The following is a 13570-nucleotide window of genomic DNA, read 5'->3' on the forward strand; positions in this document are numbered from 1 at the left end:
TTTACACTTTCAATGAGCCACGAAAACCGCGGGCAGCATAGTAAGATTGTGCGCCATTGTGATAGGTGAATACATGATTGTACCTGCGGTCACCAAAGATAGCGCCGCCGAGTTTACGAATGGCAGGAGGGGTCAGGAGCCAGCTGGAGGTTTTGAGATCGAATTCACCCAATTCCTGCAGGGCTTTGTATGCTTCTTCAGTGAGTAGTTCTATGCCAATAGCAGCCGCCATTTCGGTAGCGCTGTCAGCTGGCTTTGCTTCTTTTCTTTCATCCAGCGCCTGCTGGTCATAGCATACACTTCTGCGACCTTTGGGGCTTTCTGGTGAACAATCTACGAAGGTAAATTCACCTGTTTTTTTATCGTAGGCAATTACATCCGGTTCTCCGCCAGTCTCTTCCATGATGCCGAGCACTTTTAGTTTTTTGGGATTGGCAGTTAGTTTTGCTTCTACCTGTGCCCATTCAATTCCCTTATGGCGGTTTTTGTGTTTTTCAAAACGGGCTTTTAATATTTTCAGCAGTTCAGTACTCATACGGTTATTTTAATTTGGTTACGACTTCCTGTAAGCGGTTGTGTGCCATATTCAGGCCTTGTCTGAAGGGCAGTTTCAGCATCTGGTCTCTCAGTGCACCGGACCTGTATACAATCTGCATGGTGAGTTTACTATTGTCTTCATCCAGTGCTTCAAATTCAAGAAATTCCAGCTGTACGTCAAAAGGGGCATTGCCCATTTCGAAGGTGCGGGTTATTTTTTTATTCGGTACAAACTCATGATAAACACCACTGGCAGTGAATGCTATATTGCCCTTATCATCACAGGTATCAAACTGCCAGCTACCGGATCTTTTATTTTCCAGTTTTACGACTTTCGTGTTCATCCATTGTGCTACAATATCAGCGTCTTCATATGCCCTGAATAGTAGTGCTACAGGTAGTTCAAACTCCCTGGTGATGGTGAGTTGCTGTTGACCGTCTTCTGCGTGGATTTGCGTTTTCATTTTTTAGGTTTGTAGGTTTTCATAATATCTTCCAGTTTATTGAACCGGTCATCCCATAACTTGCGGAAGGGTTCAATAAAGTCTGCGATTTCTTTCATTTTATTTGGATTCAGGTGGTAGTAAATTTCCCTGCCATTTTGCTGCTGTTCAAGTAATTCGCATTCAGTGAGAATAGCGAGGTGTTTTGATACGGTAGGCCTGGCAGTGTTGAAGTTGGCGGCAATGGATCCGGCCGTCATTGCCTGTGACGCCAATAGTATGAGGATGGCCCTCCGGGTGGGGTCTGCAATGGCCTGAAATACGTCTCTTCTAATGATCATGGGTGAAGATATTTGTCTGCAAATATATGCGTAGTCATTTAACTACACAAATGTTTTATATTTGGGATCACAAATGTCAGGGGCTAAATATGGTCTGAAGTTTGTCGTTAAAATGCCATTATGAGAAAACCTAATCTGGCCATTTCTTTTTGGGCCTTATACACGTTAGCCTTTACCGTCGGTCTCCCTATGATCATCTATTATTCTTCCGGTTCTGCACCGGACTTCCCCGGGGAACCAACTAACTTCACCTATATCTCTATTGGTCTTGCAATAATAGGGTGGGCCTTGTTGCTTGCATTTTACGGGCGGTTTTATGTAAAGACAGTGTTTACAGGTAAATCTGAAATTTTAAAGGGTGCCGAAGAAGGAAGCACCATTATAGCCACTGTGATCAATAAGGTGCAGGAAGACATGATTAAACAAATGGCTGTGTTACAGCTTCGCCTCGCATTTACAAATCTTGCTGGCACACCGGTGGAAGTGGGGTATGAGCTAATGGATAGTAAACCTGCTGAAAGGAGATATGAAAAAGGCAGTCAGATTGAATTGATTGTGAATATGAAGAAAAAAGGAGGACTGGTAGTGCCAAAAGGTGTGCAGGTAGTACGCAATGAACCGATGGTATTCCTGTATACATTTATATTCCTGGTATTGATTGGGGTAGCGGTGTATTATCCTGTGTTTGTTGACTGGCGTTATTTTATATTGCCACATCCGTGGACATTGATACCGTTGATTAATTTAGGTACCGCAATTTTCATCGGGTTTCTAATTGGACTGATAGGGAAGGCGTCAGGTGTTTCAACGCACTCCCTGCGTATGGTGATGTATGGCGTGAGGGTGCAGGGAGAGATCGTGAGTTATCGCCAGACAGGGATGTATATCAATGAACAGCCGCAGGTAGCGTTTAATATAGAATATACCGATAAGCAGGGAATGCAGCATAGCATTGTTATAAAGAAGATTGTGTCGCTGCTGGAAACACATAAGTTGGCTACAGGCCCCGTAGAGATCATGTACCTGCCGGAGGACCCCGGGAAGGTGGTATTTTTTGCTGATCTGAGTTTATAGCAGGGATGAAAAAGCAACCTTTTTACATAATCGCTGTCTTTTAACTAAAAAGGTCATGACAAGACAAATATGCCTGCTTACCTGTTTAATACTTTCCCCGTTTTTAGGTTTCACCCAACAAACTCAGTTGGCGACCCTGATAGCCGATGATGGCATTCCCGGTATTCAACTGGAATATCATAAAGGCCCACAGGTACGTACTGTCTATTTAGGTACCGTACGCCGGGATACCACCCAGACGGTGACAGCGAATACTATTTTTGAGGCAGCTTCGCTCAGTAAGCCGGTATTTACCTATGCGGTATTAAAACTGGTTGACAGGGGCGTATTGAACCTGGATACGCCGTTGCTGCATTACCTGGGGCGCTATCCACGTATTGATTCGCTTGACAACCGGTATGAAAAGATCACTGCGCGGATGGTATTGTCACATAGAACGGGTTTTCCTAACTGGGGAGATGATCAGCATTTGCCTTTATTGTTTACACCAGATAGCTGTTTCTCCTATTCAGGAGAGGGGTTTCTATTTTTGCAAAGGGCAGTGGAGAAGTTGACTGGGCAAACTTTAGATGAGGTCGTGGCGAAAGAGGTGTTTATTCCGCTGGGCATGAAGAATTCGAGCTATCAATGGCAGAGCAGGTTTGATACGATTAGTGCTTTTGGTGCAAAAAATGGAAAATGGCATATGACGCAAAATGCAGCTTCCAGTTTGCTGACGAATGCGCATGATTACTCTTTATTTTTGCAGGCATTATTGGCAGATAACAAAGGAATGTTTACAAAATACAGCCAGGGAAATTGGTTCAGACATGAAAAGCCTGGTGTAATGGAACATATTGGCTGGGGACTGGGAGTGGGTTTGACGCAGGATGACGGGCACCAGTGGATTTGGCACTGGGGGGATAATGGCGATTTTAAATGCTTCTTCCTGTTATCGCCGGATACACACGAGAGCCTGGTATACTTTACCTACAACAGGTATGGACTGCAGATAATGCCGGATGTGTTGAGCCTGTTCTTTGGTAATCATACCTGGTGGCCGTCTAAGTGGTTGAGTTATGACTTTGAGAAGGCGGATGAGATGCGTGCTTTCAGGGCGAAGTTGAAGCAGGAAGGTTATGTTAAGGCCGGTGCAATTATAAAAAAGGCGGGATACCATTTTCCGGAGGATGATCTGAATAATTTTGGATTTATGCTGATGCGAAATAAGCAGATCAACGAAGCGCTGGAAATATTCAAGCTAAACTTGGAATTGTACCCCGGTAGTGCGAATGGATATGATAGTCTTGCAGAGGCATACGAGGCGGCAGGGAATAAGCAGTTGGCGCTGGTGAATTTTAAAAAGGCATTGGAGTTGAATCCAAAGAATAAGTATGCAGCGGAGCATATAAAGCTGCTGGAGAAATAGCCACTTTTTCTTAAAACATGGGCGGCGTTGGGTTCAGGTCAGAAGTCAGAAACTCATTGACCATAGGAATCCAGTAATCTGTATGCACCATCATGCCGATATGTGTGGTACCTGGTAAAATCGCCAGCCGCGACTTTGGCAGCCCATGCAAGTCGCCCATCCTACCGCCGCCTTTGGCGCGGAATAGTTCCAGCGCATGTTCATATTGAACGCCATCTGCATCGCCGATGATCATTAATATGGGTGCTTTGATATTCTTCACTTCTTTTGACCAGTCGTATGGTTTCACATCGATACTGAGTACCTTCTTCACCCATGCAGGAAACTGCGCAGGGTCATTGCCATAGCTTTCATATTGTGTCTGAATAGGCGAGCCTTTGAACATCTCTGCATTCATAGTAGCGAAACTTGCTTCCACATCCGGCCACCAGCCATTATGTGCATAGGTACCTGATAATATAATTAACCTGCGTACCTGTTCCGGATGGCGTACTGCTACCTGGAAGGCCACACCACCACCCATGCTGTAACCTAATATATCTGCACTATCTACCTTCAGTAGTTTGAGCAGCCCCGATACGTCGTCAGCCATCGCTTCGTAACTAAATTCTCTTGCAATGTCTTTTGTGTGCCCGTGACCCTGTAATTCAGGGACGATTACCTTGTGTGTTTGGGCCAGTATAGGAATGACCTGCAACCAGTTCATAGCAATATTCATAAAAGAGCCATGCAGGAGCACGATAGGTTTACCTTCACCATATACTTCATAGTACATCTTCAGCCCGTTTACGTTTGCGTAGCCCGAGTCTTTATTTGCTTTACTATAGAGGGTCATGAGCAGCAGTATTACAGTGATAATATTTTTGCGCATATCTTTAATTGTTATGATACAAATTTCTGAAAGATTATTGTAGGGAGTGGTGTGTGCCTGCGACAATTATGTGGGGTGAAGGCGACATGTGGGAGAAATAAGTCAATAAGCAAAAAGCGCTCGGTTAGTTTAATTTTTAAACGGGTATTTCAGCCATATCATAATTAACGGCATGGCTAAAAATGGGATCTCTGTCAAAGCCATTTTCAAATTCCCTGTCCGTAAGGCCAATGCCATAATAAGAACAATTGTCATTGCATTTAACAGGTTGCCTAAGAAAAATGTTTTAGGGATCAGTAACAGCACGCCAATCGCAATAGTCAAAAACCCCAGGAACGGAATGGCTGGTTCACTAAGGCCCAGTCCCGTCATCATTTTGACTGTTTCGGGATTGTTTTTGTAGTTAAATGCGTCCCAGCCATGTTTGAAACTTAGCGACACCGAGACGATCAATAATAATAGAGAGATGATGTTCTTGGCCATATAAGTGTTTATGATAGTTGAAAGTTACAAAATAAAATGGCTGATGAGGTCCTTTATTGGATACGTTCTCACCCCCACGTTTTTCAGGGTCTTAAAGATTGTGTATATATGAAAACAACAGACCTGTGGAGAAAAAAGTGCCTTTTACATCATGTGCAATCCCAACCAGCAGATCAGCATCTTTAGGACTATCAAAATTAACAGGTTGCCTATATTTAGTCGTACGGCCATAACTTAGCAGCAGTCCGGCGCGGAGGTTGAACTTCCTTCTTTTGAAATTCCCGCCCAGTTGTGCATGAAAGTTATCCCAGCTAATCACATAGGGTAATCGCCCATTGTATTGTGCTGGCATGGGAGCGGCATAACTGAAATCTGTACGGAAAGAACCATAAGCAGTGAAATTGGAATTTAAATAATGACTGATGCCCAAAGCAAAGTTCGTTACCCGCTTATGTTCATTCCGGAATTGCAGGTAGCCTGGCGCATAGAAATCTGCATTACCGGTATCAGGCCGTATAAAAGATTCTTTTCGCGGAGTAATGATATCATAGCTGTTCACATTATGGAAATATTCTGCGGCCAGGTACACCTGGCCCTTATTATAATCAATAGCGTATGCGGCCGCTATGCTGAAAGGAAGTTTATATTTTGCCGAAAGCCCGGTTTGCCGGTCGTTTGCCATGATATTTAGAATGATACCGTTATCGGCGCTTATGCGAAGGTTGGATATAGCCATATCACTTTGTACAGTGGCAGTCCCTTTGATCGATATCATAGGAGAAGACAGTAGTAACCCGAAATGATGCCGGCCGGCATCATAGGAGAGTCCTGCTTTGAAACGAATGCCAATATGCGTGTATGAGGCTTCATAGGAAGACGTAACGCCTGTAAAAGGAGTTAATTCAATGGAGTCAGTATTGATAAGGGCTCTTGATTTGTAGTCTTCAAAAAAGCTCTGGGAGCGCACCTGCCCTTCGGCAGACAAGCCCACAGCCAGTTGCTCATTTAATTTTATGCCTGCACTTGCTACTGCGATCGTCTGACTAACGTTGTTGTATGCGGAGTACTGTCCCACGTAATACTCGGGTCCGGGGCTATACGAATCGTCCAGCACATTCATTTGCTTATCCTGTCTTTGATTGACGCTGTAGCTGAGCACCGGGTTATGGATCAGCGCATAGCCTATTGAAAGGTGCTTATTAAAGGCAATGGTGCCAGACACCATCTGGGGAACCATACGGAGCTTGTTGCTCTTCAGCGGTTTTCCACTGGCTATACCATCTTGTATATTCACATGCTCCAATTCATAAATAGTCGCAGAAATGGAAACACTGTTTTTAGGGTTAATAGCAAGCAGAGCGGGATTATAAAAGAATAGTCCGCTGTCACGGTTGTTGGCAATCACTGATCCGGGCAATAAGAATCCTCCGGGAGAGAACCCCGATTCCCAGTAGTGAGAATCCTGTCCGCTGGCTTCGTGTAGCATAAAAAACAGGGATGCAAAAATGGTAAGTAGTTTTCCTTTCATCTTCAATATTTGAGTTAACACAATTCGGGTTATAACAATTGAAAAAAGCAAAAGTTCAATGATTATCAAACACTTTTATGATCTATATTTGTACGAACTGATAAACATGTTTCCTCTGTGATTGTTCACCTTATTGTATAGCTTATGCTTAAGTGGCCCCTTTTCTTTTTATTGATCATCCTCTTTAATACCAGTTTAAGTGCCCGGAGCTTATCTTTCACAAAACCAGTGAGTTTCTTTGCGGGTGCCAGTTCAGATAAAGCGATCGATATTACCAATTTTAAGGATCATTACTTTGTTTGCTGGAAAGGAGCAGGCCAGTATGGAAACATACATATAGGGTACCTGGGCACCAAAATGAGTACAAAGTTCATTCAGACACAAAATACAATAGATAGTGCGGTGTCGGGTTTTGCGCCTGTTTCCCGTACTACAGGTAACCACATTTATCTTTTCTGGATAACCAAAGAGGGGACCCTAAAGTACCTGGTCAACACTTCAGATACCGGGTTCGCGAACGGCGCTGTTCATACGTTGGTTACCAATACGCCCATATCATTCCAGAAAGGGATCAATGCTGCATTTGCCGGAGGCAAAGTCATCCTGGCCAGCCATGCTGGTAACAGGGACGGGCTTTTTATAGCGGTTACCCAGCCTGATAAAGACGGTATATTGGGAGAGGCGGCTATTATACCGGTAAAAGATGCAAAATCCTGGGATTACCCTTTTATAGTGGCAATAAATGAGAATTCCAGGGCAAGGTGCTGTTGGGTAGGGAGTAAAGACAAACAGGTGTATTATGCTGATTTTGATCCTGCGGGCAATAACTGGTCCCTGCCGCAAACCCTGCCGGGAGCTGTCACCGAAATGACGCCTGCTCTGTACAGCGTATTTCATAATGACCGCCTCTTTTATGTGTGGAAAGGATCGGGCAAAGAAAACAGGTTATCTTACAGGGAACAGATCAATGGAATGCTTGCTGACCGCGAGACATACCTGCCAGCTTATTTTTCAACGGATAACCCGGTGTCCGTTAGCTTTATTGACCGGAACAATTTTATGATGGGCTTTACCGGCAAAGACCATCAATTATACATCAGCTATTTTTCAGACTATAATCCGGCCTCCTGGATAGGAGATCTCCTGTATCCCGAAAAGGCCGGTTACAGCCTGCGGGATATCGTCATCCCCGGCTCACATGACGCAGGTATGTCCGTGTTGAATGGCGTGGGTGGAAAGGGTAGCAAATCCATCAATGAATGTAATACACTGACCCAAAAACTGAATATCGAAAAACAATTATATGCAGGCATCCGGATGTTTGACCTGCGGATTGATAGTTATAACGGGGAATTATATACTAAACACGCTTCGTCAGATTGCATGGAAGATGCTATGGGTGGGGGATGGGGAGAAAAATTAAGTGACATATTGAAAGCAACCCGGTCTTTTCTCAGCGCAAACAGCAAAGAGTTTGTGATCCTGAATTTCTGCCACTTTTGTGAAAGGCATATATCCATAGAGGAGCAGGCCCGGTTCATAACGGATATGCTGGGCAGGGAACATATTTATTACAGTCAGGGTGGAAAACTCGAAGACGCAAAGCTGGAAGATCTTGCAGGGAAAGCGGTTATATTATTTGAGAACTATTCCTACCCGGAATTAAAAGTAGACTCAGGCACAATGGTCAGCAGTTCGAAGGCTTTTATTAATTATCGCAGGGAATATGCCGCCACTAATGATCTTGACAGGCTATTAGCAGCACAGCAGGCATTCTTTAAAAGGCTTAAAGGCGATGTGAAGGAGAATGATCTTATCCGGCTGGACTGGCAGTTGACCGAAGCAAGTAGTGAAGCAGCCATGATCTGCAACGATTTTCAGTCTGAAAAAGCGAATCCATTGGTAGATGGCGCTTTATTGCTGACTAATGTGATAGCGCATCACAAAAGCATAATCGATCTTTCCCTGACAGGAAACAGATATCTCATTCCTAAAGTAATGGAATGGATAGAGGATGGTACTATTGATAAAGAGAATAAACCTAACATACTGTATGTGGATGTATCCGGTAACTGGATCACCGATTTTTGTATTGACCTGAACCATATGCTATTGTATAATACCCCATCAAAGTAATATTCAACCTCCCTTTTCCTCATTTTAGTTCCCAATCTCATCACTTCAGTCTGATTTACCTTGTTGTAAGAAAGATGCTGTTCTACTTTTGGCTTTCGTAATTGCCAAAACAAAGAACCGACGAAGCGTTTGACAAAGAAAAAAATCAATGTACTGCCCTTATTTGTTACAGCTATACTCTTTTTGCAGGCTTGTAAAAATTCAGAAAAGGATACAACACAGCAACCCGAAACCGTACAGGCCGAAATTCTTGCGTTGCAACCCACAGCAGCCGTCATAGACCAATCCTTTCCGGCAGGTTTGCAGGGGAAAGACAACGTGCAGCTTCGTCCACAGATTAGTGGTTATCTCGACAAAATCTATGTCGATGAGGGAAGTTTTGTACAAGCGGGACAGGCATTATTTCGCATCAATGCCAGCGTTTACCGGGAACAGAAAAATATCACTTTGTCGCAGGTAAATATAAAAGAGATCAATAACTGGATGGTCCCTTCATAGCCGTTCCTTACACGCTGGAAGAATTGGAAGAACAGCTCGATCCGCAATATTTCTTCCGTGTAAACAGGCAGTATATTTTGCACATCAACGGTATCGAGAGCGTTCATAAGCATTTTAACGAAAAACTGAAAATCATTCTAAAAAGGGACCGAAATGCGGAGGTCATTGTAAGCCACATCAGGATGCCGCAGTTTAAATTGTGGTTGGATCGGTGATGGGGTTCTGTAAAAATTAAATGTTCATTTTATTTTTGTGAGTGCAGATGCTTTATGTGCAGCAATATGATTGGATTTTAAGCTTTTGATTTCATATTGAGGTGCTTCTTTGGACGCGTGATGGGTATAACCTTTGTATTCAAAATCCTGCGTGTGAATTTTGATGATGATGCCGGTTACGATTCCGGCTTCGGAATTCCAGCTTACTTTGTCGCCTATTTTGAAATCTGTTGCCATAACATTAATTATTTATTATTAGTGGAACAATCAGCATCGGTGTAACAAACATTCCCATCAACAATTTTGGCGGCCGATGTATAAGGATGCTCTTCAGCTTTCCCTTTTGCCATAATATGATACACTGTCCAGCCTTTTGCTTTCAGATAGTCTGAAACCATGGAACGGTGGCACCGCCACCAAACGGCTTCCGCACACATATAAGCTGTTGGCTTTTGCAGGGCAATCTGCTCCAGCTTTTCGATGGCATTTTTAAAATTTTCGGTCTCCATATAATCGGCGTACCCCCGGAAAGACTCATTTCTCCAACGGTTGTTCCTCGAATCTTTCTTTACTTTCCGTCTTCCGCCCAAATCGGGAAAATAAAGATATTGGATTCCTTTTTCTTCCAGGGACTTTTGCAAATTATCCTGATCGAATTGCGGAAATTTTCTGGAACCGGGCAGGCTCCGGATATCGACCACTGTCTTGATCCCGAACGATTCCAGCATCAGTAAAAAGTCTTCAATGCTGTGTGTGGAATGACCAATGGTGTAGATTGTATGCTTGTTCCCGTTATCCATTGTGATGTACTGTTGCTGCTCTTTGGATTTGTATAGTTATATGTATCCCGGATTGCTTCAACAAAAACCGGTACCCTAATTTACGTATATTGATTGGGCACCAGTCAGAATAATAAAAGATGACTTAGAAGTCTGCTCTATAATTGCAAAAAGAGGCTGCTCAATCTACTGAGACAGCCTCTTCTATTTACATCTGATTAATTTCAACTGGTGACGTTGAAACTATCATCATATTCCACAGTCCCTTCCGGTATCTTTCCAGTAAATGATTGTACCTGGAAATACTCAGCAGGAGCATGCAGGTACTGCAAACTGGCATCGCTCCTGAATCCGAACCGGCCATAATAGGAAGGCTCGCCCAGCACGACACAGCCGGCTGCATGCAGTTTCCCCAATGCGTCAATGGCAGCCCTGATAAGGTCGGAGCCTACGCCGGATCCCTGTTTAGAAGGGATCACGGATAAAGGCCCCAGTCCAAACCAGCCTTCGCTGCCTGAAGAAATGGTTACAGGCGATATAGCAATATGTCCAATCAATACTCCCGCCTCCTCTGCTACCAGGGAAATAGTCAGCTGACCATTTGCGCGCAGGGCTTTTATGATGAACGATTCCGTTCCACTGCTATATGCTGCTGAGGCAAATGCAGCCTTTGTTACCTGATCGATAGCCCCGATATCAGAAGGCTCTTCTCTCCTGATAGTATAATTGTATTTGTGCATTACTGATAGAATTGAATAAAAATAAGAAATGCTTCCGCTGCCGAAGGCGCAGAAATCATGAATAAAATTATCAGTTGAAGATGTAATTACCAGGACGATAATTACTGTAATACAATATCCATCATAGCTCAAATTGAAGAAAAGTAGAATTCCTCCCGAAGATAAAGAAAAATGTGATAAGCCCTTCATAACGGGCGTCTGCCGGTTATATCGGCGACACCTGCCTGTCGCATTCAATGGATCGTTACATTCAATGCATAAAAAAAGCGGCCCTAAAGCCGCTTCTGTGATCCCGTTGGGACTCGAACCCAAGACCCATACATTAAAAGTGTATTGCTCTACCAACTGAGCTACGGAATCATACCCCGTTTGTAATTGGGAGTGCAAAGATAGGAATTATTTAATATCTCCCAACTTTTTGACAACTTTTTTTAAAACATCCATACAATTTTACTCCAGGTCTCATATTATCCAATATCCCACCTATTTTTGTGATTGCTAAAAATTTCTAATGCAACAACCTTTCGAAAACAAAGTAGCCGTTATCACCGGCGGAACTTCCGGCATCGGCAAAGCCATCGCAATTGACCTTCTCCGCTCCGGCGCCAAAGTTGCCGTATGCGGCCGTAAGCAGGACGCCCTGCAGGCCCTGAGCGATGAGCTGAAAACAAATGCCCTGTTTACCTATGTAGCCGATGTCAGTAAAGAGGATGATTGTAAAGCTTTTATCGGACAAACGATTGCCCATTTCGGTAAAATAGATATTCTCATCAACAATGCGGGAATCTCTATGCGCGCCCTCTTCAATGGTGTCAATTTGTCTGTTTTAAAGCAACTGATGGATATCAATTTCTGGGGAACCGTGTATTGTACCAATTATGCACTACCTTCCATCCTTGAAAATAAGGGAACGGTTGTGGGTGTGTCTTCCATCGCTGGCTACCGTGGCCTGCCCGGCAGAACCGGTTACTCCGCCAGTAAGTTTGCCATGCAGGGTTTCCTGGAATCACTGAGAACGGAACTCCTGCATACAGGCGTAAACGTAATGTGGGTATGCCCCGGCTTCACGGCCTCCAATATCCGCAATACGGCGCTGAATGAAAAAGGAAATGTGCAGGGTGAAACACCGCTCGATGAAGGAAAACTGATGACTGCCGAAGCTGTAGCATCAGCTATCAATAAATCGATTGCTAAACGTAAACGTACATTGGTATTGACAGGACAGGGAAAACTGACCGTGTTGCTGAGTAAACTAATGCCCGGATTCCTCGATGGAATGGTATACAACCACTTTAAGAAAGAACCAAATTCTCCTTTAAAATAATTGACATTCAGTCCGGAACTGACTATTGTGCAGTTCCGGATTTTCTTTACACCGCCCCAAACCCTTATCTATACAAGTTCACAGAGTTATGCACATCTGAACAAGTATTTTCACAATGACAGTCTCCCGCATCTAAATATTATCTTACTTTGCATTAAAATCAACGCCAGTCTTCAATGGCATCAAATTTGAAGATAAAGCGAATCTAATAATCACGAATGTCCATTATAACACTAACATCAGATATCGGTTTACAGGATTACCTCGTTGGCGCCATGAAAGGGCAGCTGTCGCAGGACTGCCCCGGTGCTCAGTTAGTGGACGTTACTCACCAGATTTCTCCGTTCAACCTGCCGCAGGCTACGTATATCTGTAAAGGTGCTTTCGCCCATTTTGCAGCAGGTACATTTCATATAGTACTCATTAACCTGTTCGACAGAAAAGCAGATCATGTGCTGCTCGCCCAGCACAATGGTCAGTATATCGCCTGCGCAGATAACGGGCTGATTACCATGATTGCAGAAGGATTACCTGGAGTAGTAGTCAAATTACCGCTCGAAAAAGATCAGCCTAAAGATACCTTTGGCATACTGAAACGTTTTGCCCAGGCATTCAATGATCTCAAAAGCGGGAAGAAATTAACTGACCTGGGACAACAGGCAAACGAATACGTTATTAAGAATAATTTACAGCCCATGACCGGGCAGGATTATATCGATGGTCAGATCATTCATATCGACAACTTCGAAAATGTTGTGGTGAATATCACCCGCAAACAATTCGAAGAGCAACGCCAGGGTAGAAACTTTTCCATCTATTTTCGCAGGGATGAAGTCATCTCTTCCCTCAGCGAAAGCTATTCGGACGTACCGGAAGGGCACAAACTGGCCATGTTCAATGCCGCCGGTTACCTGGAGATCGCTATTAATAAAGGGAATGCTGCCGGTTTGTTTGGTTTGCAAGGTTTCCGGAGAGACCAGTTGACGGGTCAGCAGCACACCGGGTACCAAAAGCTGTCGTTTTACCAGACGGTCAGGGTCATATTTAACTGATTTTATGCCGGCCCCAGGGCCGGCATACGTCCTTCTCATTAAAAAAGCATTAAAAATCCCCATCCTAACTCCCATAAATCCCTGGAAATCTTCATTTTTTTTCACTTATTAAAGAAAAAGTTAAAACTGTTATCTCTAATT

At 43.8% G+C, this 13570-nt stretch carries 15 protein-coding genes and 1 tRNA gene; 6 read left to right on the plus strand and 10 right to left on the minus strand.

Going from position 1 to position 13570, the window contains the following annotated elements; genetic code table 11:
• Nucleotide 1: 1 nt before the first annotated feature.
• Genes ABDW16_RS09410 through ABDW16_RS09420 form a run of 3 tightly spaced genes read right to left on the minus strand, consistent with a single transcriptional unit; the run spans nucleotide 2 to nucleotide 1321 of the window.
• Entirely contained in the window at nucleotides 2-535 is a 534-nt protein-coding gene (locus tag ABDW16_RS09410; protein ID WP_343669271.1) for a DUF4256 domain-containing protein, read from the minus strand.
• Between the two features lie 4 nt (nucleotides 536-539).
• Nucleotides 540-1001: an SRPBCC domain-containing protein gene (locus ABDW16_RS09415; RefSeq protein ID WP_343669272.1), complete on the minus strand. Its 462-nt coding sequence runs from the start codon at nucleotides 999-1001 to the stop codon at nucleotides 540-542.
• On the minus strand, nucleotides 998-1321 hold the full coding sequence (locus ABDW16_RS09420; RefSeq protein WP_343669273.1) for a metalloregulator ArsR/SmtB family transcription factor: 324 nt from the start codon (nucleotides 1319-1321) through the stop codon (nucleotides 998-1000). Before ABDW16_RS09420 ends, ABDW16_RS09415 begins: the two co-directional genes overlap by 4 nt.
• Nucleotides 1322-1441: 120 nt before the next feature.
• Here ABDW16_RS09420 and ABDW16_RS09425 point away from each other — a divergent pair, with 120 nt between their 5' ends.
• Both ABDW16_RS09425 and ABDW16_RS09430 read left to right on the plus strand, forming a co-directional pair.
• Nucleotides 1442-2395, plus strand: coding sequence for a hypothetical protein (locus ABDW16_RS09425; RefSeq protein WP_343669274.1), 954 nt, complete (start codon nucleotides 1442-1444; stop codon nucleotides 2393-2395).
• Nucleotides 2396-2450: 55 nt separating this feature from the next.
• Complete coding sequence (locus ABDW16_RS09430; RefSeq protein ID WP_343669275.1) at nucleotides 2451-3803, plus strand: serine hydrolase; 1353 nt, start codon at nucleotides 2451-2453, stop codon at nucleotides 3801-3803.
• A 10-nt stretch (nucleotides 3804-3813) separates the two neighbouring features.
• On the opposite strand, the gene ABDW16_RS09435 is transcribed toward ABDW16_RS09430, so the two are convergent.
• The 3 genes from ABDW16_RS09435 to ABDW16_RS09445 all read right to left on the minus strand — a co-directional run bounded on the left by ABDW16_RS09435 (nucleotide 3814) and on the right by ABDW16_RS09445 (nucleotide 6685).
• Complete coding sequence (locus ABDW16_RS09435; RefSeq protein ID WP_343669276.1) at nucleotides 3814-4674, minus strand: alpha/beta hydrolase; 861 nt, start codon at nucleotides 4672-4674, stop codon at nucleotides 3814-3816.
• A gap of 129 nt (nucleotides 4675-4803) precedes the next feature.
• A complete protein-coding gene (locus tag ABDW16_RS09440) occupies nucleotides 4804-5157 on the minus strand; it encodes a hypothetical protein (RefSeq protein ID WP_343669278.1) in 354 nt (117 codons plus the stop codon).
• Nucleotides 5158-5248: 91 nt separating this feature from the next.
• A complete protein-coding gene (locus tag ABDW16_RS09445) occupies nucleotides 5249-6685 on the minus strand; it encodes a hypothetical protein (RefSeq protein ID WP_343669280.1) in 1437 nt (478 codons plus the stop codon).
• 144 nt (nucleotides 6686-6829) lie between these two features.
• On the opposite strand from ABDW16_RS09445, the gene ABDW16_RS09450 reads away from it, so the two are divergent.
• Both ABDW16_RS09450 and ABDW16_RS09455 read left to right on the plus strand, forming a co-directional pair.
• Entirely contained in the window at nucleotides 6830-8821 is a 1992-nt protein-coding gene (locus ABDW16_RS09450; protein ID WP_343669282.1) for a hypothetical protein, read from the plus strand.
• Between the two features lie 129 nt (nucleotides 8822-8950).
• Nucleotides 8951-9319, plus strand: a complete 369-nt coding sequence (locus ABDW16_RS09455; protein WP_343669283.1) for a biotin/lipoyl-binding protein — start codon at nucleotides 8951-8953, stop codon at nucleotides 9317-9319.
• A gap of 239 nt (nucleotides 9320-9558) precedes the next feature.
• Here the strand turns inward: ABDW16_RS09455 and ABDW16_RS09460 are convergent, their stop codons facing one another.
• From ABDW16_RS09460 to ABDW16_RS09475, 4 genes are all read right to left on the minus strand, one after another.
• Nucleotides 9559-9771, minus strand: a complete 213-nt coding sequence (locus ABDW16_RS09460; protein WP_343669285.1) for a DUF2945 domain-containing protein — start codon at nucleotides 9769-9771, stop codon at nucleotides 9559-9561.
• A gap of 8 nt (nucleotides 9772-9779) precedes the next feature.
• Nucleotides 9780-10334 (minus strand): DUF488 domain-containing protein, encoded by a 555-nt coding sequence (locus ABDW16_RS09465; protein WP_343669287.1) that lies wholly within the window; start codon nucleotides 10332-10334, stop codon nucleotides 9780-9782.
• Between the two features lie 203 nt (nucleotides 10335-10537).
• Nucleotides 10538-11053, minus strand: a complete 516-nt coding sequence (locus ABDW16_RS09470; protein WP_343669289.1) for an N-acetyltransferase — start codon at nucleotides 11051-11053, stop codon at nucleotides 10538-10540.
• A 287-nt stretch (nucleotides 11054-11340) separates the two neighbouring features.
• A tRNA-Lys gene (locus tag ABDW16_RS09475) sits at nucleotides 11341-11413 on the minus strand.
• A gap of 151 nt (nucleotides 11414-11564) precedes the next feature.
• Here ABDW16_RS09475 and ABDW16_RS09480 point away from each other — a divergent pair.
• Together ABDW16_RS09480 and ABDW16_RS09485 are read left to right on the plus strand one after the other, a co-directional pair.
• Nucleotides 11565-12377: an SDR family oxidoreductase gene (locus ABDW16_RS09480; protein WP_343669291.1), complete on the plus strand. Its 813-nt coding sequence runs from the start codon at nucleotides 11565-11567 to the stop codon at nucleotides 12375-12377.
• 218 nt (nucleotides 12378-12595) lie between these two features.
• Entirely contained in the window at nucleotides 12596-13429 is an 834-nt protein-coding gene (locus tag ABDW16_RS09485) for an SAM-dependent chlorinase/fluorinase (RefSeq protein WP_343669293.1), read from the plus strand.
• The last annotated feature ends 141 nt before the right edge of the window (nucleotides 13430-13570 follow it).

The sequence above is a fragment of the Chitinophaga sp. genome (assembly GCF_039596135.1).
GTDB lineage: Bacteria > Bacteroidota > Bacteroidia > Chitinophagales > Chitinophagaceae > Chitinophaga.